Here is a 24194-nt window from a genome sequence, read left to right on the forward strand (position 1 = left end):
ACTTATCAAAAGTGAATTTCTGTTTAAAAATTAAAATACCAAAATCTACGATTCACTTTATTGAGTTTTTCATGATAAAATGAGAGATTTTTTGATTTATGGTAAGAAAATACAGAGATGCTGATAATTGAAGAATAAAAGGGATTACTGCACAATCGCTTGTGCAGTAATCTTAGGTGGGTTCCCTCTGTAGTGTTAAGTGAGTCAGATTGTCCCCTTATCAGGCTAATCCAATTATATGCCTGATATCTATAACTCCGCAAGTTTTTGCGTTGATCTTCGAAAAGGCCTTTTTTTCGACTTAATTTCTTACATCCAATCCCCAGTTTAATTTACTTCGTAAGGTAGAAAGGAAGTTCGTTTCCGGCATTTTGACAAGATGAGCTTTGAAAAGAGCCTGTTTCATTGTGATTTTAACAGTACTATCCACAACCTTAGAGCGGGAATCCAGAGAAATCAGATAGTTTTTACTCCGGCTTTCCACTTCAAAAGTAAGTACCGCATCACTTGATACCACAAGCGGGCGTACATTCAGATTATGCGGGCTCATTGGTGCTATCACAAAAATATCAGAAGTCGGCATTACCAAAGGCCCGCCGACAGACATACAATATCCTGTTGAGCCGGTTGGAGTGGAGATAATCAGACCATCAGCCCAGTAAGCATTCAGGTAATCTCCGTTCAGATAGGCTTTCACTACAATCATGGAAGAAGAATCTGTTTTCATAATCCCAAGCTCATTCAATCCGAAATTGGTTCTTCCAAAAATATCCGTTTCAGACTCAATACTAACCAGTTTCCGCTTCTCAATTTCATAGTTTCCGGTCAGTAATTCCTGAATATTTTCCCGGATTTTATCCGGTGGAATCGTGGCTAAAAAGCCCAGTCTTCCGGTATTAATCCCAACAATTGGTGTTTCATTTTTACCCACATGCGTAACTGCTTCCAGCAAAGTACCGTCTCCGCCAAGGCTGAGCATAAAATCAGCTTCAACAAAACCATCTGTGGGGTCATAAAAAGAAGCATTGGAATAATTGATACCTGATTCGGAGAGAAAATTCTGGTAGGATTCAGAAATCAGCAGATTGACTGATCTTTCGGCCAGTTCGTCAAACATTGATTGTACAAAAGGTTTGGCTGACTCATTAAAAATTCGCCCGTGAATGGCTATTGGCATCATATTCTGGCACGATTTATAAAACCGTGGAAAGTTCTGTTTAATTCTTAGGGCAAAAGAAAAAAGAAGATTGAGAAATATCAAATTTTGGATACTCTTTCTTTCTATTTCTTTTGTAAGAGGTAGCTTCTTTGGATTTTTCCGACACTAATCAGGATTTTACAGACATTAAAAAAGACCACCTTTCGGGTGGTCTCTCTATTTAAATATCAAGATATTTCATTAATAAATCATATCGCTCTTTATCAGGGCTATCTACGGGAGAATGGGCAAAGGCTGATTTCACATCATATCCAAATCTCTCCAGTGTTGCAACAACCCTTGTAATATCTTTACGATTTAGTTTAAGCGTTAATATATTCCTGAAATCATTATCTTCTGAACCTCCTGAATAATAGCTGCTGATTACTTTTGTATCATTTGATTCGATCAGACGGCTGATTTCAGATAAGGAATAACTTCTGTCATCCACTTCAACTTCCAGGATTGCTCCTGCTTCTGAAGTACCAAGGCTTTTGGCAAAAGTATTAAGTACGTCCTTATTTAAGATGGTACCAATAAAGCCATTGTTTTCATCCAATACAGCAATTACATCCAGTTCGTATTGTTGAAGCAATGGTAATACTTCTAATAAATGTTGATGCGGATACGTAAAAACTTCTTCAAACATAGGCTGTAATGCCAGCAACGGAAGTTCCTCATTATTATCCAGCAGCACATCATGACTAATTAACCCCCTATATTCCAAACCATTAGTCAACACTAAGTGATTTACGCGATACTCATCCATCCAGTCTAAAGCTTGTCCGATTGTATCTGTGGGCTTTAGAACAGGTAACATTGGGTTTAATAATTCCTCAGCAATCATATAAGTGGTTTTTAGTTTAACTACCGGAAGCCTCGAAAAAGCGCAGCCCGATTGTTTTTAGCGATTAAGGCTGAATATACAATAATCAGCAAATTTCATTCCTACAACGCTTAAACATTAAACTAAATTACTCTTTTTCAGACAACTTCCAAATAAATCGGATTTTTTTCAAGCCATTCACCTAAAATCTCATTGAACCTTTCCGGACGTTCCATCATAGGAGCGTGTGAACATTTATCAATAAAAAATAATTCTGAATTACTGATTAACCGATTAAACTCGTAACCAACCTGTGGCGGAGTAATGGTATCATTTAATCCCCAGACCAACAAAGTCGGAACTTTAATGTTAACAATATCTTTGGCCATATTGTTCCGCTGAGCCGATTTGGCAATAGCCACAATTCTCATGGCTTTCGGAATGCTGTTTGTTATTTCGAATACCTCATCAATCAATTCCTTGGTTGCAGTCTCCGGTCTGTAAAAAGTATATTCTACCCTTTCCTTAATATACGCATAATTACCTCTCTTTGGATAAGAACCTCCCATGCTGTTCTCAAATAAACCTGAACTTCCGGTAAGAACAAGACGCTTTATCAATTCGGGATGACGAAGGGTAAAAATCAAACCGACATGGCCTCCCAGAGAGTTGCCTAAGACGGTCAGATCATTTAATCCTTTCCACGTTACAAAACCTTCAATAAACTCCGTCAGACCTTCACAACCAGCTTCCCGAATAGGCATTTCATAAATTGGCATCATAGGAATAACAATCCTGTAATGTGATTTGAAATGTTCAATAACAGCTTCCCAGTTGCTCAAAGCCCCGAAAAGTCCGTGCAGCAGTAACAAAGTATCTCCTTGTCCTTCGTCAATGTACTTGTAGCCGTTTCCTTCCCGTATTTGATAGTTCATATTTTTAAGAATTGTTGTTCGATATGCAAAATAATAAAAAAACTATGAATAATATGCTAATTTTTGGGTATGAGTTTTTACAAAAAAACTTTTTTTTAATATTAAAATGACCTTTAAATTACACAAATAACTATAAATCAATAAATTACAACAAAACAATTATTCTCTAACATTGACATTCTTTACAAATTCTTAACAAGCAATTTGATTTACATCATGAAAGTACCACAGATAACGATTCTAAAAATAGTACAATTTTCCTCCATTTCTTCATACTTACTTTTACTTTAAAGGTTTCTCTGAAAATCTGTAATTCAGTAAGTCTTCAGCATATTAAATTCCCGATTACTGTATAACCCGGAAGAATAATTGTAACCTGTAATATCGATTCTGTAATTATTTTACGGTTTATTTATAAAAAAACAAGAAAAAACCAATGATAAAAGTGCTAAATTTGAGCAGTGAATTCTGTAATTTTACGCTTGGATCGAATAACTAACCAAATGAAAAAAAGCCTCATTAATTTTATTTTACTTTCAGTTTCTGTTATTTCTGTAATAAGTTGCAAAAAGAGTAATCCTAACTTTCAGCAGGAAGCTGCTAATCCTGAGTTTTTGAGAAAAACACAGCTTCAGGTTACAGAATCAATCATTCATGATATTTTCGCCCCCCCTGTTTCAAGCAGAATATATGTTTATGCAAGTCTTGCCGCTTACGAAGCAGCTGTTCCGGGTTATCCTAAATACCGTTCAATGGTAGGTCAGCTCAAAGGTTTTTCAAAAGTAGCCACACCTGAAGCCGGAAAAGAATATTGTTATCCGTTGGCATCAACAAGGGCTTTCTTAAAAGTTGGTCAGAAACTTACATTTGCACAGGAATTGTATGAAGACTTTGAAAAGAAATTATGGGAAGAATATAAGACAATAGGAGTGCCTGACGATGTGTATAAACGCTCTATCGCTTTCGGAGATTCGGTAGCAGCTTCAATCATTAAATATTCAGGAAAAGATAATTATAAGCAAACCAGAGGATTCCGTTATACTGTTACAAACAAAGAGGGTACCTGGGTTCCGACGCCTCCGGCTTATTTCGATGCCGCTGAGCCAAACTGGTTTAAAATCAGACCGTTAACCTTAGATACCGCTTCTCAGTTTGCTCCTCCGGCTCCTCATCCTTATGATATGACCAAAGGCTCTCCTTATTATAATCAGGTAATGGAGATTTATAATACGGTTAAAAACCTGACACAGGAACAAAGAAATATTGCCAATTTCTGGGATTGTAATCCTTTTAAAATGAATATTACAGGCCACGCCATGTTTGCTACCAAGAAACTGTCTCCGGGTGGTCATTGGATGGGAATTACCTCGCAGATCAGCCGTCAGGCCAAATCTGATTATATGCAGACTGCTGAAGCTTATTTATTGACTTCTATGTCTGTTTTCGATGGATTTATTTCATGCTGGGATGAAAAATACCGTTCACAGAAAGTTCGTCCTGAGACCGTTATCAATGCTAAAGTTGACAAAGACTGGCTGCCTGTATTACAAACTCCTCCGTTTCCGGAATATACTTCTGGACACTCTGTAATTTCTAATGCTGCCGCCGAAGCATTGACTTCAATGTTTGGTGATAATGTGGCTTTCAGCGATTCTACTGAAATTCCGTATGGCCTGCCTGTGAGAAAATATACTTCTTTCAGACAAGCAGCCCGTGAGGCATCAATCAGCCGCCTTTATGGAGGAATCCACTTTAGACAGGCATTGGATGTTGGTAACGAACAGGGAGAAAACGTTGGAAAATGGATTGTTTCCAGGATAAAAACTAAAAAATAGTTATTCCGTCTCAGAAAATAACAGAACAGCAATAATCTCAAATTCATGGAGTTATTGCTGTTTTTTTATGGATTAATTCTTAACTTACTCTTATACTTCCAACCAAACTACTCTGTAATGCCTGATTTATCAAAAAGACAATTTCTTAAGGTTTTAAGCGGAATCACCGCGTTTTCACAAATCAAAAAAAATCCGTTTGAATCCTTCAAATCAAGTATTTCTCCCTTAAAATTAGCCGAAGCAGAAGACTTCTGGTTACAAATCAGAAAGGGTTATCCGGTTACAAATGATTTTATCCAGCTTGAAAACGGTTATTATTCCCTGACTTCAACCGAGGTACTGGAAAAATATAAGCAGCATCTTGAAAAGATTAATTCCATTTCGTCTTACTATATGCGAACGCAGCAGGTAAACGATAAACTGGAATCCAGAAAACAACTGGCAGAATTGCTCGGATGTTCCTATGAAAATCTGATTATTACCCGAAATACCACAGAATCGCTCGATACTATCATTGCAGGAATAGAATGGCAGAAAGGAGATGAAGCTGTGATGGCAGAACAGGATTATGGTGCAATGCTTGATATGTTCAGCCTTCAGGCAAAAAGACACGGAATGGTTAATAAAATCGTCTCAATTCCAAATCATCCGCAGTCAGATGAAGAAATTGTGGAAATTTATGAAAAAGCCATTACACCTAAAACCAGGTTGCTGATGGTCTGCCATATGATTAATGTTACCGGTCACATTCTGCCAGTAAAGAAAATCGTGGAAATGGCTCATAAACATAATGTGGAAGTCATGGTGGATGGAGCTCATGCATTTGCACAAATTGATTTTAAACTGGCCGATCTTGGAAACTGTGATTACTATGGAAGCAGTTTGCATAAATGGCTGGGAACGCCTCTCGGTGCCGGAATTCTGTATGTCAGAAAAGATAAAATTCAGAAATTATGGCAAATATATGGAGATTTCGGGTTTGAAGACTCAGATATAAGGAAACTCAACCATACAGGCACTCATCCTGTCGCAACGGACCTCGCTATTCGTGATGCGATACAATACTATCGGAAAATCGGCGCTTCTCAAAAAGAAGCCCGATTAAGATATCTTCAGAATTACTGGACCGAAAAAGTCAGAAAAAACCCTAAAATCATTGTCAACACACCTCTGGATCCAAAACGCCATTGCGCCATTGCCAATGTAGGTGTGGAAGGAAAAAGCCCTAAAGACCTGGCTAAGATTTTATTCGACCAGTATAGAATCTTTACCGTTGCCATTGACTTTTCGAATGTTCACGGAGTGAGGGTAACACCTCATATTTTCACTACCACCGCCGAACTTGACCTGTTTGTAAAAGCATTACATGAAATTGCAGGATAACTTTTCAGACATTTTTGCAGAAATATCACAAAAATGGGCCTCCCAGCAGGATGCCCATTTTATAACCACAATCTAACATGACTTAGCAAAATAATGCCAACAAATTATTCCAATATTCAATAAAATCTGCTTCGGCTTTCAGGATTGTCCTTAAACTCAGGAATATTACGACAGAGCCTACTAATATCATTAATGGACGGCGCGGAACTTTATTAATTAAAATTGCGCCAAAAGGTGCCGCAATGATTCCTCCCAATACCAATCCCAGAATAATCTGCCAGCTGTTCACACCTCCAAACCACAAAAACGTGATCCCACTTGAAAGGGTAATTAAAAACTCCGCAGCATTCACCGAACCAATTGTGTATCTCGGATTTCTCCCCTGCCCCAACAAGGTTGAAGTAACGATCGGGCCCCAGCCTCCCCCTCCGATGGCATCCATAAATCCCCCGAAAATTGCCAAAAGACCAACCTTCTTCGTTTTTCTCTTAGGAACATTTTTCTGAATAGCTTTGCGGAGAATCACCAGGCCCAATACAAACATATATATAGAAATAAACGGTTTAATAACATCTCCGTCCAATACTTCTGACAGTAAATAAGCTCCGCTCATTGCCCCTATTACACCGGGAATTAACAAGGTTTTAAACAATTTCTTATTGATATTTTTGAATTTATAATGAGAAACTGCAGAAGCTCCGGTTGTAAACATCTCCGAAACGTGAACACTTGTACTGCTTAACGCCGGAGGTACTCCGATACCCAGTAAAAAGGAAGTAGAGGTTATTCCATAAGCCATTCCTAAAGTGCCGTCAACCAGTTGGGCTGCCAGACCAACTGCGAGATAGGAATAGAAATCTTTGCCCAGCCAGTTTGATGTTTCATGCGCCAGATTAATCAGTCTCTGCTCTCCAAAAAACAGCACTGCAATAACCGAGTAAATTACAATCGCAATGAACCACATTAATTTATCTTCAAAAACATTGATTCTGGCAATGGCTGTTGTGGTTAAACTTTTGTCTATTTGTTGTTCGTTTTCCATATTGGTTATATTTTAATTAATCTGACGGTAGAAAAGAGATTTATTACAGCTGTTTCAGGAATTAAAAACTCCTTTGCCGAAGTCCATAGATATATCGTAAATACTGACGGTTGAGCGTTTGGAAATATAGAACCGTTATTCCGAGAAGACTGGAAATAAAGATTAAATTGATGTAATAAGGGAAAAATACAAACCCGATCAGCATCACTAAAAACCAGCGGATATATTCCAGATAAAAAATCCAGCGTCTTTGTTCCAGAATAGCTCCGCAGTTGACCAGGGTGATCAGAATAACAAGTGAAATCAGCACCTGTGTAATCAACTCAAAGTAATGCTCAAACAAAATGAAGGTAAACAAAAGGATCAGTACAGAAATCATCTGAATGATTACATAATTTCTGAAACGCCTGCTTGAGGAAGATTTTTTCCTTTTAATAATGACAAACTTTTCCTCCAGTTCCCGGCGAAAATCCGGGTTGATGATTTCAGGCTTTCCAAATAACACTTTCAATTTATCACTGAAACTTTCTGCACTTCTGAAAGCATAAATCATTTCAAGCATAAAGTGAAAATGCTGCCACAGAAAACTGTTACTGTGAAGTGGTTTGGTCAGCCCGTAAACCGGTTCTTCCGTTTCCTCCGCAAAAGTTCCGAAAAGCTTGTCCCAGAAAATGAACATATCTCCGTAATTCTTGTCAAGATACTTTTCGTTATTGGCATGGTGAACTCTGTGGTGGGAAGGAGTTACCATGATATATTCCAGAATCCCCAGCTTTCCTACTGTACGGGTGTGAATGAAAAAGGGATACAGTCCGTGAATCAGTAATATGGTAGTTATCATTTCAGCATTGAAACCGATAATAGGTAATGCCGACCAGAAAAATGTACGGGCAACTGCCTGAAACAAAGTAATCCTTGCTGAAACGGTAAAATTAAATTCCTCACTCTGATGATGCACTACGTGAACGCTCCATAACAGATTTACTTCATGCCCAAGCCGATGATACCAGTACCAGAGAAAATCAGTAATCAATAATAAACCTACCCACGACAATATACTGGGTTGTATATGAAAAACAGCAAAATGCTGATAAAGATAATCGTACACAAAATAGAATACTCCTAATGTCAGGGCATCAAGCAAACGCTCGGCAATGCCCACATTTAAATTGGCAATTGTATCATTGAAACTGTAAAATTTTTTGCCCTGTTTTCTGGAAATCAAAAATTCGATTCCTATCAGAATCAGAAAAACCGGAATGGCAAAGGCTATATAATTAATATTCATAGCTTTAATATTTATGGATTCTTCTTTATTTGGAATGTTTTGAAGTATGTAAAATTGATAGTCGTTTCCTATCGGTCCGGCAAAACTAAATGATAAACTATATAAAACCTATAAACTTTATAGGATATTTGAAAATATTTTTCATATTCTGCCATTACAGCCTCTCAGAGCTATCTTTTTGTAATACAGTGTATAATAATTAAGAAATAAGCCTTCTCAAAACTTCTCGGAAGCAATCGAAAATATCTTTTTTGAGAAATTATTTGGATTATTAAAATCCTATAAACAACTTTGCCTATCGAATTAATAGAATTATCAAACTCATCATCGAATCTGTTAACCACTGGCATGATCCGATTTTAAAGAATTTTAGTTTTAAAGTCCAGAAACAAAAACTATGATTTATACAGAATACACCGGTCAATATACTGCGATCGGGGTGGTAAAATATGGTCTTTTCTGTCCTGACCGATGTTGTTCTGAAATTGCAGTCCTTTGAAAAACAAGGATAATAACTTCAGTATCCGGAAAATCAGATCTTATCTCTCCCGACGGTATTTACTCAAATAAAATTCTAACGGTAACGTGTAGTCTCCTGCGACAGCTTTGTCAAATCTCTAAGGAAAGTCGGTGGTTGGCAATTCTTAAAATTTGACGGGCTGTCGCAGAGACTTCTATTACCAGAACCTTTCTTTTCTCATCAGATAATAATCCCGGAAGGGTTAAAATCTCCAATTAAATATCATAAATTTAAAATATTGAATCATTTACTTTTTTGAATATGAAATTAAAATTCATGCCATTGCTGCTTATTCTTGTTTCAGGTTTTGCTTCGCATGCTCAAAAGAAAAAGAAAGATGTCCCGCCTAACATCATCCTGATTATGGTGGATGATATGGGTTATTCTGACCTTGGCTCCTATGGTTCTGAGATTCACACACCGAACCTCGACAAACTGGCTTACGAAGGGATTAGGTTCAGGGAGTTTTATAATAACTCCATCTGTGCTCCTACCAGAGCTTCACTGATTACAGGACAATATCCGCATAAAGCCGGCGTCGGTTATTTTGATATAAATCTTGGCTTACCTCCTTATCAGGGTTATCTGAACAAAGAATCCCTGACTTTCGGGGAAGTTCTCAAACAAGCGGGTTACAGTACATTCCTGTCTGGAAAATGGCATGTTGGAAACGACAAATCCGGCTGGCCGAACCAAAGAGGTTTTGATCAGTTTTATGGCATTATCGGTGGTGCTTCCAATTACTTCAACACCGACTCTATTCCTTTGGGAAGACAATATCCGGTAAATCTTATCGAAAATAATGAAAAACTGCATCCTAAACCGGATTCTTATTATCTCACAGATGAAATAACCAATCATGCCGTAAAGTTCATTGATGATCAGAACAACACCGGCAAACCTTTTTTCCTTTATCTGGCCTATACAGCGCCTCACTGGCCTTTACAGGCTTTACCGGAAGACATAGCAAAATACAAAGGGTTGTATGACAAAGGCTGGGATGAAATCAGAGCCAAACGCCTTGCCCGTCAAAAGGAGTCAGGTCTTTTGGATGCCAGACAATCAGTTGCCGAAAGGGATGCTGATGTTCCGGCCTGGAAACACCTGACTTACGGAGAACAGCAGCTCTGGAAAAGCAAAATGGAAGTATATGCTGCCATGCTAGATCGGGTAGATCAGGGAGTCGGAAAATTACTTGAAACACTGAAAAGACTCAAAAAAGATGAAAATACTTTAATCGTTTTTATTTCAGACAATGGGGCTCCGGCTGAAGATGTAGAGCATTGGGGTGGAAAAGCGGGAATAAATACCGGACCTGTAGGAACTTCAGGATCCTTTGAATCACAAGGGAAAAACTGGTCTTTCGTTTCCAACGCTCCTTTTCGTTCATTCAAGTCATTCGCTTATGAAGGTGGAATCAGTTCTCCTTTTATTGCCTGGTTTCCTAAGAAAATCAAAGCTGGTGGTTTGGTGAAAGGAACGGCCCATCTGATAGACCTTGCTCCTACCTTTTATGAATTAGCTGACACAAAATATCCGGCTGTTTACAATGGTATTCAAACCAATCCATTACCGGGTAAAAGCCTTACAGGTTTACTTTTTGAAGGCAAAGAACTTGAAAGAGAACAGCCAATATTCTGGGAAAGAGCAGGAAACAGGGCCGTAAGAAAAGGTAAATGGAAGTTGGTTTCAATCTTCCCCTCTTATCAATGGCAGTTGTATGACTTAGAAACGGATAGAGGAGAAACCCAAAACCTGGCGACCAGATTTCCATCAGTAGTGGACGATCTTGCTGCACTTTATTTCAAATGGGCCAATGAAAACGGTGTGGTTGACTATGACAAAATAAAACCCGCCACCCCGCTTTTACCAACCAATAAAAAGAATTGATCAGGACATTTGAAGAGAAAAGAGTTTCTTTCCGCAATTACAATGTACTTTTATCTTTTCAGTAACAACTCAGAGAAATAAATCGGGATATCACTTGAAGTTTTTCAACCTTATTCTCAATTTTACTTCTTATTTATCAACTGCCATTATAACAAATTGAAATGAAGTCCGGAAAATTAATTGGGTTATTTGCCAAAACATATCTTTTTTCACAGTTTTTAGCCTGCACTCCCCAGCAAAAAAGCGGAGAGAACACCGCTGTTTCAGAAAATAAAGGCGATAAAAAGGTGAATTGTACTACTTGCAAAGCCCCTTCTTCAAGAAAAGCATTGTTACAATCGGCAGAGGTAATACAGACAACAACAGGTTCCAATGAAGAAATGGTGTGGATTGCCGGAGGAACTTTTCAGATGGGCTCAAATGATTTTCCGGATTCCAGACCAATTCATGCGGTTTCGGTAAATGGATTCTGGATGGATGAGCATGAGGTAACCAATGCCCAGTTTGCAAAGTTTGTCAAAGCTACGGGATTCAAAACAGTTGCAGAACGACCGTTAAGTCCGGCAGATTATCCTGATGTTCCGATAGAAAAATTAGTCTCAGGTTCAGCGGTATTTTCTCCTCCCCGGCAAAAGGTTCCCCTGAATAATCCTCTCCGATGGTGGAAATATGTGGCTGGTGCCAATTGGAGACAGCCCAAAGGCCCCGGAAGTTCGATTAAAGGTAAAGAAAATGAACCCGTTGTACAGGTATGCTATGAAGATGCTGCAGCTTACGCAAAGTGGGCAGGAAAGCGCCTTCCGACTGAAGCAGAATGGGAATTTGCGGCAAGAAACGGAAGCAATACTAAGTATTACTGGGGAAATGAATTAAAACCCAAAGGCAAATGGGTTGCAAACATTTTTCAGGGAAATTTTCCTGATGCAAATGCCGCAGAAGATGGTTTCAGAGAATTGGCCCCGGTAAAGTCCTTTCCCAAAAATGCAAGAGGACTCTATGATATGGATGGAAACGTCTGGGAATGGTGCAGTGATTTATACAGACCCGACTATTATCAAAAAAGTGCTTCTTCTAATCCAAAAGGCCCTGCCGATAGCTACGATCCGGAAGAACCCGGAGCTGTTAAACATGTACAGAGAGGCGGGTCTTTCCTTTGCAGTGACCAATACTGCATTCGTTATAAAGCCGGAAGTCGTGGAAAAGGAGAAGTAAGCAGCGCCAGTAACAACCTGGGGTTCCGCTGTGTTAAAGATGCTCAACCATCTCATCAGGGAAAATTAAAGACCTTATAATTTCAGCTGCCGGCCGGCTTCAGATATTTCTTTGAAAAAGGTTTCTGAAGCCGGAAACATTAGCAATCTCTAATCTGCTTCGTTCTTATTTCTACACAGCGTTTCCGATATTTTTCTCAAATAAAATACATTTTTTCCCTGTCGATAATTTGGATTTATAAAAACATTAAACCATCTTTGTCTATAGAAATTATAGGATTATAAAATCCAACAGAAGTTCCAGGTTAACCACCAGCATGGTACGACTGAATATCTTTTTTCAAATGATTGAGTGCAAAACAATTTGCTCCATGACATTTAACATTCGCAATTCCCAGGAGGTGGTAGTGTACGGCTTTCAATTTTACTGTTGTCCGCAGCAGTCCCCTCCTGTTTACATATAAAAAAACCATATTGGTCTGAAAGGAAACAATCAGTTTTTCAAGCGATAGTACTGTCGAACCGGCCTGAAATGTCGGTGGTTGACGGTTCTCCGGTTTGGCATACTTTCGCTTGAGGAATAAATTATCTGTTCAGATCAATTCTAATTACGTAAATCAAACTCTATGATTCAGGCAATATCATTGTTTCCTGAAAAGAAAATACTGGTCCGATGAAAACAAGATTTTTAACATTTTCCCTCCTGCTTTTAGCTTTGGGAACCTTTGCGCAGCAATCCAGTCATGTGTATCTGAGTGGTACTCGTTTTACTTATCCTTTAATCGAGAAATGGATTGCAGAATACAGCAAAACTTACCCGAATGCTAATATAAGGCTATTAACCAAGACCAATGACAGCGTAAATGTCACCATCATTGCACATTATCCGGAGAAATCAATCCTCGATGAAAATAAGGATTTAGTCACCGTTTCCCGTTTTGCCCTGTTACCTGTTGCCAGTGAGAAAAATCTCCTTGCGCAGAAAACGCTGAAAAAAGGCATTAAAAAGGAAGACCTTCAGAAGGTTTTCTTCGAAGATGCTGAAGATGACCTGGAACAGGATAAATCTCAGGCGCATTTTCAGGTATATACCCGGGCAAGCAAGGTTTGTTCTTCCATTACTTTCGCCAAATATTTTGGGAATGATGCCGATAATATTGTCGGAAAAGGGATTTCAGGAGATGACAAACACCTGCTGGATGCAATCAGGCGGGATTCTCTTGGTATTACATACAATAACCTTGGCTTTATCTACGATTTGCAGACCAGATCACCCCTGAAAGGTTTTTCAGTCATTCCGATAGATCTGAATAGTAACGGGAAACTGGACAAAGATGAACAGATTTATGAAAATCTTGATTTACTGGTAAGTTACCTGGAGAAAAACCCTTCGGCGAAATCCATTCCAACAGAAAAAGTATTTTTCATTACACCCAAAAACAGCAATAATCAGGAACTGAAAAGATTCACTGCATGGGTACAAAGAGAAGGGCAGGCATTTTCAAACAAGCTTGGTTTTATATCGCTGGGTGAAGTAAGCGATAATAAAAGTGCTTACCTGAATATTAAGTCTTCTTCTGAACCTAATAAATAGTACCCCGGCACCTGCGTTTTTGCTGAGCATAAAAAATTATGGTGCCGGTTTTAACACTGAATCTGATTTTAACGAAAATATCAGATTTGCTTAGCTTTTGAGTTTGTTTGACGACGGCCGCTTAGTATATTGAGAATTCGTTAAACAAAGCTTTTTTAAAATGATAAACCATTTTTTAACCATTCCGGGGTTCGGAAGTTCCGGCCCTGCCCACTGGCAAACTATCTGGGAAGATCAGTATAAAGGAAAATTCAGCAGACTGGAGCAAAGAGACTGGGAAAACCCGGAAAAAACCGAATGGGTTGAAAATCTGCAGAATCAGGTACAAAATCTGACAGAGCCTACGATACTGATTGCTCATAGCCTGGGGTGTCTGACAGTAGTGCACTGGGCTGCAAAATATTCATCCGACTTAATAAAGGGAGCTTTCTTAGTTGCTCCGGCAGATGCCGAACAAGATAATTTCCCGGAAGTAATTAAGAATTTCAGCCCTGTCCCAACCCTGAAAATAGCATTCCCGACAATTTTAGTTGCCAGTACCAATGATGAATATTCAAGCATCAAAAGAGCTGAATTCTTTGCTGAAAGCTGGGGAAGCCATTTTATAAACATTGGCGATTTCGGGCACATTAATGCACATTCAGGTCTGGGAGACTGGCAGGCAGGAAAAAATATTTTTACTGAAAATTTTAGTATCAGGTTTTAAAAATTGATGTCAAAGGTCATTCATTTATTGGCAGCATAACATACATTTTTAAGGCATAAGGTCGCTTGGTCGAGTTGGTTTAGGCAGGGGTCTGCAAAACCTCACACGGCGGTTCGAGTCCGCCAGTGACCTCTTCATTTTTTCATCAACTTATGCAAACTAAAAAAATTGAGCCTTCTTCCGGAAATGGCCTGAAAAGCTTTCGTCCCAAAGCATTACAGGCAAGTAATACCGCACCGGATTTTACTATTTTAAAAGCAAACGGAAGCTGGCAGAAATTACCGGAAACACTTGAAAATTTACCCTATTTCAAATTAAGTCAGCTTATCAGATTACGTCCGCTGGTTCTCAGTTTCTATTCTCCTTCCTGGAGCAGTTACGGAGATATTCACCTGGAATTACTTCAAAAAGCGCATAAAAGAATTAAAGACATCGGAGCAGAAATATTGATCCTGACCAATGTGGGTCCTGAGAATCTTTCCAGACTGACACAGAAATACAAACTGAGCATTAATATCTGTTATGATCAGAATAACCAGATAGCCAGGTCTTTCGGGATATTTTCAGAAAACTATCCGATCTGGAAACGAACAACAGGTATCAGTGAACAGGTTCCTCTTCCGGCAACCTATATCATTATGCCAAACAGGCTTATTATTCACGATTTTGTGGACGAAGACTTCGATAACTTCTTTTCAATCCGCGAACTCGAAGCATTTATCAAAGTCTATCTTCGTAATTAAGCCCGGTGCTGAAGATAATTTTAAAATATTAAAAATTAGTCTATAAAATTTATAGGATATATAGTTTTATATTTATACCTTTGTATCAGCAAATTAAAACAACCTCATCTGGTATCAAATAAAACAGTTCGGAAACATGAAGACAAACTACAACACATACCAATCGAACATACTCTGGGATTATAATTTCCCTGTAAAAATATTTAAAGGTGAAATGCCGAAATTATCTCCGCTTAAGACAGGTGCCAGAATAAATTCACTCAGCATTCCTCAGGACTCCGGCATCTGGCAAAATGTCCCGGAACAATTCAATCTTTCAAATCCTACGATCAGACAGATTATTGACAATAAACCACTGACTATCAGCTTTCTTTCCGGTGGCTGGAATGAATATGGTTTAAAACATCTTCAAACGCTTAAACAGTCTTATGCCGAAATTCTGGCTTTGGGCGGTAATTTACTGGTAGTTGTACAGGCTTCATATAAGGATACGCTTGAACTGGCCGGTCATTTTGAATTACCTTTTAACTTACTGGCTGATCCCAACAACTTACTGGCAAAGCAATTCGGTATTTATACAAAAGAAGTAGCCCTTTGGGAAAGAATTGCCGGTATTTCCGAAGATGTCCCTGCACCTGCCACTTACGTGCTGAATCAGCATGGGAAAATCGTTTATCACTCAGTAGATACTGATTTCAGCCGTCCTTTTTCGGCAACAGAAATGCTCGGAGCGGTATTCAGTGCCTGTCACCAGATACCGTATTCTGTAAAATATAGTTTAGCTGCCTGAAATACGGCCTGAATTTAAAAATCGTTTAGATTACCTTGCCTTGAATATTTAATCAAAGTTTATATATAAAGAGTATAGGCCTTGCCTTTACTCTTTTTCATTTTACAGTCCTTCCGTTTTCTTCCTGTTTTATGTAAAATGAAAATAGCCGAAAAGCTTCGGCTATTTTAACATCAAAACCCAATTTATCTAACACAAAACATACTTTCGTATGTTTGTTATCTTTGAGCCTTTAACAGGCTGACATTCGTTGTATAAAAGAGGACAAATTTAACAAATCGGCAATATATTCCATAATATACTGACTACTAATTACATAACAAATTATTTCCTCTGATATCCTTTGGTCTCCGGGAAAAGGTGTTCTCAATTCTATCCCAAATCACAAAAATATTCTTATAAATCACAAATTAAATCATATTTAAGGTAAATACCATCCTGCTTCGTATGGGTATTTAACACAATTTATTCTTCGAAAGATACATCAATTTCCATACCCCGGTTATAAAAACAGAGAATTAATCCCATTTTGACAAAGTATTTTCATAAAAAAAGGATTTCTATCATCGGTCTGGAAAAATATTTCAGAAAAATGCTTCTCAATAATAAAAAAGATGTCAGAATCTATTGGAAAAAGACAAAGCTTCTAAATATAAATTGAACTATTCTAAGAAAATACTGTACTAACAGGATGACACATGACGGTTTAGGTGAACCCTTCATTTAATTTTGGTACATAAAAAAATCTGTTAACCAATTCCTGTAAATATAACCCCCGATCCGGCCGAAGTTTTGGCAGCATGCTTTTAGAAATCTAAAAAAACAAATCAAGATCAATTCCCGAAAAGGTTTATCCTTTATCATTTTGGTCATTTCGCAAGAAATGTCCGCTGTTACTTTATTGAGTTTTTTTCAAAAAATCAAACATTTTCAATCCATTAATATGTATGCACTTCTTTACTAATTTTCGCAAACTCTTACTATCAGCCTGCATTTTCCTCTGCATATCGGCGGGTGATGAATTTCGGGTACTGGCGGAAGGTAATCATCTTTCCCACAGAAACCAGACGGCGGAACTGATCGTTACCGGAACGATTGTTTCCACAGAGAACAATGAGCCGATTCCCGGGGTAAACATTCTTGTAAAAGGAACAAAATCAGGGGCTTCCAGCAAAGCTGATGGTTCCTTCAGCATCAAAGTCCCCAATGAAAAGTCTGTACTGATCTTCTCTTCTATCGGTTATATCACACAGGAAATTGTTGTTGGTAATCAGAAAAACCTGAAGGTTGTTCTCAGCGCTGATACCAAATCCCTCGAAGAAGTGGTGGTAGTTGGTTATGGAGAGGTAAAACGCAATAACCTCACTGGTGCAACTGCCAGTATAGGAGCTAAGGATATCGAAGATCGTCCTGTTGCAAGGCTCGAAAATGCACTGGCGGGTCAGCTTCCCGGCGTGGATGTGCGTACAACTTCGGGAGAACCCGGCTCCGATATTCAGATCAGAATCAGGGGAACAGGTTCTATTAATTCTTCAAATGACCCGCTTTATGTGGTAGATGGCGTCCCGGTAGATGACATAAAAGGTTTAAATCCGGGAGATATCAAAACACTTGATGTTCTGAAAGATGCTGCCTCCGCTGCCATTTATGGTTCAAGAGGTTCTAACGGTGTTGTTTTAATTACTACCAAAAGAGGCGGGCAAGGTAAACTTAGCATTCAGTTCAATGCTTCAAAGAGTCTTTCAAGGGTAGAAGGCAGGCTCAATATGATGAATCCGCAGCAATGGATTGAATTCAGAAAAGCCGATATCGATAAGAAATGGGTTGATAAAGGAAAAACAGACAAAAAGGATTATAAAGCAAGTGATTCTCAGGAATTCAGAGCTGCAGAATTAAAAATTACAGGGCCGATTTCTTCTGCCAATGCCAATGCAACCTATATGTATGACCCGCGTTGGGCTTATGGTACCGACAGCCTGGATTATGTGGACTGGAATGATGCTTTCTTTGGAAATACCGGTTCTTTGGATAACTACCAGATTACTCTTTCAGGAGGAAAAGACAATACAAACTACAGTGTTTCGGGAAGTTATCTTACCCAAAAAGGAATTGTCGTAAATACAGGTTATGACAGAGCTACTTTGAGAGCGAATTTTGATTCTAAAGTAAACCGGGTTTTAAAATTCGGTATGACTCTGGCACCATCTATAGAATGGAGAACAGGTTCCGGACAAACGGATGGGAAAGACCGTGCCGGTATGCAAGCCATTGGCGAACCTCCTATCAGTGACAAAGGTGTAGGCGCTTATGCAGGACTCGGAGGACTTCCTACTTACAAATGGTCCGGCCGGTATGCCAGCCCGATTGGTTATCTGGAAAAAGTCATTGCTAACCGGACCCGTAATAAACTGAATGCAAACGTATATCTGGACTTTAATCTTACCAATAACCTTGTTTTCAAAATTGTCGGCGGAGCAGATATATACTCAAACATTGACGACACATGGGTTCCGTCAACTGCCCTGCGTGCCGATCTTGCCGGAACAGCCTATTCAGACCGTTCTCAGGGGTCAACATATCATTATCTCGGACAAGGAACTTTGAATTATAATAAAAAAATCGGGAAAGAACATGATCTCTCGGTATTACTGGGTTATGCCGTTGAGACTACGAAATTTAACTCAAGTCAGCAAAGAGCCAACAACTTTCCAAATGACTGGTCGAATCTCTTTGATATCAGCGTAGCAACGACGACGATCAATACAATTTACAGTGGTAAAAATGCTTTGATTTCTTATTTCGGAAGAGTTCAATACGATTTCAAAGACAAATACCTGTTGTCAGCCAGTATTCGCCGTGATGGTTCTTCCAAATTCGGAAATACCAATCAGTGGGGCATTTTCCCGGCCGCCGCAGCTGCCTGGAAAGTGAGTCGCGAGAATTTCATGAAAAATGTAAATTTTATCAGTGATCTGAAACTCAGAGCCAGTTATGGTGTTTCAGGAAACAACCGGATTCCTGATAATGCCCAATTTGCGCTGCTTGGAAACTACAACTATAACCTTGGCGGAGCAGCGGCAGTTATCAAAGGTTATGCTCCTACTTCATTCGAAAACTCTTATTTGGGTTGGGAAACTAATAAAAGCTATAACCTGGGGCTTGATTTCGGGATTCTCAGCAACAGCATCCAGGCAAGTGTAGATTATTACAGCCGAACCACCTCAGACCTGCTTTTAAATGCTCCGGTTTCTTCCCTTACCGGATTTACCAATAGCTGGCAAAATGTAGGAGACATTCTTAACCGGGGACTCGAGCTCAGCCTTTCCACTCAGAAAAGAATTGGCAAATTCAGATGGAATACTACCGTTAATGTTTCTTACAATACCAACGAAGTACTAAAACTGGGCAATGACAACACCCCTATTCCGACCGGTTTCAGCGGACTTACTTCAATTATTCAGGTCGGGCAGCCAATCGGTTCATTCAAGTTATATGACGTAATTGGTGTGTACAAAGATCAGGCAGATGTAGATTCCAGTCCGCACATGGCTAAAACACTTCCCGGAGATTCCAAATACCGTGATGTTAACAATGATGGTAAAATTGACGACAATGACCGAACCATTGTAGGAAATCCGCAAGCTCCATTCTATTATGGTTTAAAAACAGATGTTACTTACCAGAATTTCAATTTATCCATCCTGATGAATGCTCAGACAGGAGGGAAAATCTATTCGATGATCGGCAGAAGCATTGACAGATCTACTTCAGAATCGCTGTACAACAGACTGGCAACCTGGGCAGATCGCTGGCAATCACCTGAACAGCCGGGAAATGGCATCATTCCAGGTAACTATGCTACCACAGGTTCTTACTATGACACCCGCTGGCTTTACAGCTCAGATTACCTGAGAGTAAAAAATATCACATTGTCTTACATGGTACCTCCAATGAAATGGTTCAGCTATGCCCGTGTATATGTTTCGGTGGAAAACCCATTTATCTGGCATAAATATACTGGTGGATATACGCCGGAAGCCCAGTCTCCTGTTGCAACTGACGGTGGTGATTACGGTGGATATCCACAATCAAAAACCTATTCTCTCGGGATTAATCTAACATTCTAAGGCAGGTTTCGAAATGAAACGCTTTCTATTAAATCATTAATGCAATGAATATCAGAAAAATACTTTTATACATTCTTTTAACAGGAACAACCTCTCTTACTTTTTCCTGTAAAGAAGACCTGATAGATATCAGTCCGCTTACCAACAATACGGCGAACGATTTCTATGCAGATGAAAATCAAATGAATCAGGCCGTTATGGCAGTGTATAATGCCTATATGATTATTCCGGTAAGTTCCAACTGGTACTTGTCGGAAGTTCGATCAGACAATACCCTTGAAATAAATGGCGGAGGTGCCCAACGAGACTGGGCAGATATTGGCTTCTTTACGGCCACTTCTCAAACCGGAGCTTTTGCTTCTGCCTGGACAAACCTTTATGCTGTTGCATACCGGGCCAATATGGTCATTAACAATGCCGTAAAATTCAATTCTGCCAAAGTAACAGCTTATCAGGCTGAAGCACGTTTTCTGAGAGCACTCGCTTATTTTGATCTGGTACGATTCTGGGGAGATGTTCCTTTGGTTTTAAAACCTTTGAGCATTGATGAAGCAAAGAAAACACCAAGAACTTCCAAAGAAGAGGTTTACAAGGTAATAATTGAGGATTTGAAATTTGCAGTCGATAATTTACCGGAAACTTATGCAGCGGCAGACAAAGGCCGTTCTACCAAATATGCAGCCAAATCTGTCCTGGGAAGAGTTTATCTGACCATGTCCGGATACCCTTTAAAACAGACAGACAAACTAAGTCTGGCTAAAAAGGAACTGGCAGATGTTATGGCACAGGAATCAAGGTTTTTTGCATTCCCTGCCACTTACAGAGATTTGTTTACAGTTGCCGGAGAAAATAAATCAAATCCTTTTGAGGTACAATATTTATCAGGCGGGCTTGGATTGGGGAGTCAGGTCCCGGCCGTTCAGGCGTTCCAATATCCTGTGCAATGGTCAACGCAACAGCCGACAGACGGCTTTGATGGCCAGCCAGACGGTGAGTTACTCCGTTCATATACCATTAATGATACTCGTTTCAAGGCTTCAATTGATTCCGGATATTCAGATGCTGCAGGGAAAAGGCTTTCAGAAAGAATCCAATTCACCAAGTTTTTAGAAAAAGGGGCAGCCATCAGTAATAACAGAGATTATCCGACTAATTTTCCGGTTGTGCGATACAATGATGTGCTGCTTATGTATGCGGAAATTCTAAATGAGGAAAGTGGTCCGACTGCTGAAGCCGTTGCCATTTTGAACCGGATCAGGACTTTTGCAAAAGCTCCAGTCATCAAACCTGCTACCAAAGAAGATTTCAGACTGGCGATAGAAAGTGAACGCCGCATCGAATTTGTGGCGGAAGGACTTCGCTGGCATGATTTGGTCCGTACCGGAAGAGCGATTACAGTGATGAATGCTTTTGCCCAAAGAAACCTTTACAAAATGGCCAGACCAATCAGTGAATCTGATTTATATTATCCGATTCCTCAAAAAGAGATGTTGATAAATCCCGGATTCTGGCAGCAAAATCCCGGATACTAACAGATACTGTTTAACCTCACGCCCCTTTAAACTTCGAATATCTTTTCTTGTCAAAAATGAGTTACAGTTTCAACCCAAATCTCTGAAAGGAGTTTTCCGGCGTTGAAACTGTAATCTGCAATGATGGGAAATTACTCATCGTTCTCAGGTTATGCTTTCAGGCGATTTCCCCAAAGGTTTTCGCCTTATTGTTCAGCCTATAGATACCTAGTTTCTTAACTGTTCAATTGATTTGCCGTTTGAAAAACTATACGGATCCTGACATTGATTTTTTAGAAAATACAACAACAAAAGTTTTTTTTGATCCGAATTACAAACTACATTCTACAAAGCATGCTCCTTGAGCTCAATTGAATAAAAAAGCCCGTTAATCTTTAAAACAGGATAAACCTTATTTTTCAGCACAACTTTAACAGTCATGAAAAACACTAAACTTATTTTAATTCTTGCGGGCATTCTTCTTTTAACAGGGAAAAGTCAGCTTTCCGCACAGCGTCTGATGGAAAAACTCAACCGTGGTATGATAGCAGTCAGAACCAATGATTCACAGGTTTATATCGGTTGGCGCTTATTGGGTAATGATCCCTCCGGCATTAGTTTTAACCTCTATCGCGGAAATATTAAAATCAACTCCACTCCGATTATCAATACTACCAATTTTATTGATAATACTTCTTCCAGCAATGTTTATACTCTGAAACCTGTCATTAACGGGGTAGAATTAACCCTTTCCGAGTCTGCGACAATCTGGAATCAGCAATACCTGGAAATTCCACTGCAAATCCCGGCCGGAGGTACCACACCTGACGGAGTTGCTTATACTTATAATGCTAATGATTGCAGTGTGGGCGATCTGGATGGAGATGGTGAATATGAGATTATCCTAAAATGGGATCCTTCCAATTCCAAAGACAATTCTCAAAGCGGATATACCGGAAATGTTTACCTGGATGCCTATAAGATGAATGGCTCACAACTCTGGAGAATAGATTTAGGAAAAAATATCAGAGCAGGAGCACATTATACACAGTTTATGGTCTATGATTTTGATTCTGACGGAAAAGCTGAAATTGCCTGTAAAACAGCTGATGGTACAAAAGACGGCATTGGAACAATGATCGGAGATTCAGCAGCAGATTACAGAACTACGGCAGGATATGTTTTATCAGGCCCTGAATTTCTTACCGTTTTCAACGGACAGACAGGTGCGGCCATGGCAACTGCCAACTTTCTTCCGGCAAGAGGTACTGTGGCTTCCTGGGGAGATAATTATGGCAACCGGGTGGACAGGTTCATTGCCGCTGTAGCGTATCTGGATGGTCACAGACCAAGTCTGGTAATGGGTCGCGGGTACTACACCCGACTGGTAAGGGTGGCCTGGGATTGGAGAAACGGTCAACTGACCAACCGCTGGATATTTGACAGCAATACCCCGGGGAACGGTGCTTACGCTTCGATGGGAAATCATCAGATGACTATTGGTGATGTGGATAATGACGGAAAAGATGAGGTTTTCAACGGAGCGAGTGCCATTGATGACAATGGCTCAGGGTTATACTCCAATGGTCTCGGACATGGAGACGCACTTCATATGACAGATATGGATCCTGATGTACCGGGTCAGGAAATATGGCAATGTCATGAAGAACCTGCTAAATACGGCATTTATGGACTGGAATTCAGAAATGCCCTTACCGGCGTTCCTGTCTGGGGTGTTTCAGGAGGTGGCAAAGATGTAGGAAGATGCCTTGCCATTGATATAGATCCTCGTCATAAAGGATATGAATGCTGGGGGGCTGTTGGCAATTTATATGATTGCAAAGGCAATCAGATTTCTAACGTCAAGCCAGGCTCAACTAATTTTGCAGTCTGGTGGGATGCCGATCTCAGCAGAGAATTACTGGATGGCAACCATATCGATAAGTGGGATTATAACAACAATACTACCAACAGAATTTTTACGGCCACAGATTGTTCTTCAAATAACGGAACCAAATCTAATCCGGCACTGAGTGCAGATATTCTCGGCGACTGGAGAGAGGAAGTGATTCTGAGAAAAACAGATAATTCTGCATTAAGAATCTTCACCACTACCCTGCCAGCCAATAATCGTTTTTACACCCTCATGCACGATCCGCAATACAGAGCAGCCATAGCCTGGCAGAATTCTGCTTACAATCAACCTCCTCACCCGGGTTTTTATTTGGGAGATGGCATGTCAGCTCCTCCTCAGCCAGTTATTCAGATTGCGGGAAAAGCTTCACAAAATCAGGGAAATTCAACATCAAATATCCCTGAAAGTGATTTTTCTCTGGTTTTTCCAAATCCCGGTAATCATTCCTTTACCATTAAAACAGAAGGGCATTTTTCCTACACAATTGTTAATGAGCTTGGCAAAAATGTAGAAACCGGAGAAGCAGAAGAGCAATATGAAGCCGGAGCTAAATTAAAACCGGGGATATATCTCGTAAAAGTAAATAGCAAAAAAGGCACAAAAACCGTAAAAATTGTAAAAAACTAGTTCCGGGTGCAAATCAGAAGTAAATTCAGGGGCATTAATTATCGGAAATAAAA

General features: G+C 39.5%; 16 protein-coding genes and 1 tRNA gene. 12 read left to right on the forward strand and 5 right to left on the reverse strand.

Annotated features, from left to right (window positions below):
* Window positions 1-301: 301 nt before the first annotated feature.
* From BM179_RS24030 to BM179_RS24040, 3 genes are all read right to left on the reverse strand, one after another.
* On the reverse strand, window positions 302-1177 hold the full coding sequence (locus BM179_RS24030; protein ID WP_092019703.1) for an NAD kinase: 876 nt from the start codon (window positions 1175-1177) through the stop codon (window positions 302-304).
* Window positions 1178-1379: 202 nt separating this feature from the next.
* The gene (locus BM179_RS24035; protein ID WP_229633028.1) at window positions 1380-2018 is read right to left on the reverse strand and encodes a CBS domain-containing protein; all 639 of its coding nucleotides are present in this window, start codon (window positions 2016-2018) and stop codon (window positions 1380-1382) included.
* A gap of 164 nt (window positions 2019-2182) precedes the next feature.
* Entirely contained in the window at window positions 2183-2959 is a 777-nt protein-coding gene (locus BM179_RS24040) for an alpha/beta fold hydrolase (RefSeq protein WP_092019705.1), read from the reverse strand.
* 503 nt (window positions 2960-3462) lie between these two features.
* Between BM179_RS24040 and BM179_RS24045 the strand changes: the two genes are divergently transcribed.
* Both BM179_RS24045 and BM179_RS24050 read left to right on the forward strand, forming a co-directional pair.
* A complete protein-coding gene (locus BM179_RS24045; RefSeq protein ID WP_092019706.1) occupies window positions 3463-4794 on the forward strand; it encodes a vanadium-dependent haloperoxidase in 1332 nt (443 codons plus the stop codon).
* Window positions 4795-4911: 117 nt separating this feature from the next.
* Complete coding sequence (locus tag BM179_RS24050; RefSeq protein WP_092019707.1) at window positions 4912-6177, forward strand: aminotransferase class V-fold PLP-dependent enzyme; 1266 nt, start codon at window positions 4912-4914, stop codon at window positions 6175-6177.
* Window positions 6178-6259: 82 nt separating this feature from the next.
* Here BM179_RS24050 and BM179_RS24055 read toward each other — a convergent pair whose 3' ends face one another.
* Window positions 6260-7219, reverse strand: coding sequence for a sulfite exporter TauE/SafE family protein (locus BM179_RS24055; protein ID WP_092019708.1), 960 nt, complete (start codon window positions 7217-7219; stop codon window positions 6260-6262).
* A gap of 61 nt (window positions 7220-7280) precedes the next feature.
* Entirely contained in the window at window positions 7281-8507 is a 1227-nt protein-coding gene (locus BM179_RS24060) for a sterol desaturase family protein (protein WP_092019709.1), read from the reverse strand.
* A gap of 781 nt (window positions 8508-9288) precedes the next feature.
* On the opposite strand from BM179_RS24060, the gene BM179_RS24065 reads away from it, so the two are divergent.
* From BM179_RS24065 to BM179_RS24110, 10 genes are all read left to right on the forward strand, one after another.
* On the forward strand, window positions 9289-10917 hold the full coding sequence (locus BM179_RS24065; protein ID WP_092019710.1) for an arylsulfatase: 1629 nt from the start codon (window positions 9289-9291) through the stop codon (window positions 10915-10917).
* Window positions 10918-11078: 161 nt separating this feature from the next.
* Window positions 11079-12209, forward strand: a complete 1131-nt coding sequence (locus tag BM179_RS24070) for a formylglycine-generating enzyme family protein (RefSeq protein WP_092019711.1) — start codon at window positions 11079-11081, stop codon at window positions 12207-12209.
* Between the two features lie 592 nt (window positions 12210-12801).
* Entirely contained in the window at window positions 12802-13722 is a 921-nt protein-coding gene (locus BM179_RS24075) for a hypothetical protein (protein WP_092019712.1), read from the forward strand.
* A 160-nt stretch (window positions 13723-13882) separates the two neighbouring features.
* Window positions 13883-14428 (forward strand): RBBP9/YdeN family alpha/beta hydrolase, encoded by a 546-nt coding sequence (locus BM179_RS24080; protein ID WP_092019713.1) that lies wholly within the window; start codon window positions 13883-13885, stop codon window positions 14426-14428.
* Between the two features lie 59 nt (window positions 14429-14487).
* Window positions 14488-14560: transfer RNA gene (locus tag BM179_RS24085), tRNA-Cys, on the forward strand.
* Window positions 14561-14580: 20 nt separating this feature from the next.
* Window positions 14581-15171: a redoxin domain-containing protein gene (locus BM179_RS24090; RefSeq protein WP_092019714.1), complete on the forward strand. Its 591-nt coding sequence runs from the start codon at window positions 14581-14583 to the stop codon at window positions 15169-15171.
* A 136-nt stretch (window positions 15172-15307) separates the two neighbouring features.
* Window positions 15308-15961: a redoxin domain-containing protein gene (locus tag BM179_RS24095; protein WP_092019715.1), complete on the forward strand. Its 654-nt coding sequence runs from the start codon at window positions 15308-15310 to the stop codon at window positions 15959-15961.
* A 947-nt stretch (window positions 15962-16908) separates the two neighbouring features.
* Window positions 16909-20088, forward strand: coding sequence for a SusC/RagA family TonB-linked outer membrane protein (locus BM179_RS24100; RefSeq protein ID WP_092019716.1), 3180 nt, complete (start codon window positions 16909-16911; stop codon window positions 20086-20088).
* 44 nt (window positions 20089-20132) lie between these two features.
* Window positions 20133-21620, forward strand: a complete 1488-nt coding sequence (locus BM179_RS24105) for a RagB/SusD family nutrient uptake outer membrane protein (RefSeq protein WP_092019717.1) — start codon at window positions 20133-20135, stop codon at window positions 21618-21620.
* A 418-nt stretch (window positions 21621-22038) separates the two neighbouring features.
* Window positions 22039-24141, forward strand: a complete 2103-nt coding sequence (locus tag BM179_RS24110; RefSeq protein WP_092019718.1) for a rhamnogalacturonan lyase family protein — start codon at window positions 22039-22041, stop codon at window positions 24139-24141.
* Window positions 24142-24194 lie beyond the last annotated feature (53 nt).

Source organism: Pseudarcicella hirudinis, from assembly GCF_900115665.1.
Classification (GTDB): Bacteria; Bacteroidota; Bacteroidia; order Cytophagales; family Spirosomataceae; genus Pseudarcicella; species Pseudarcicella hirudinis.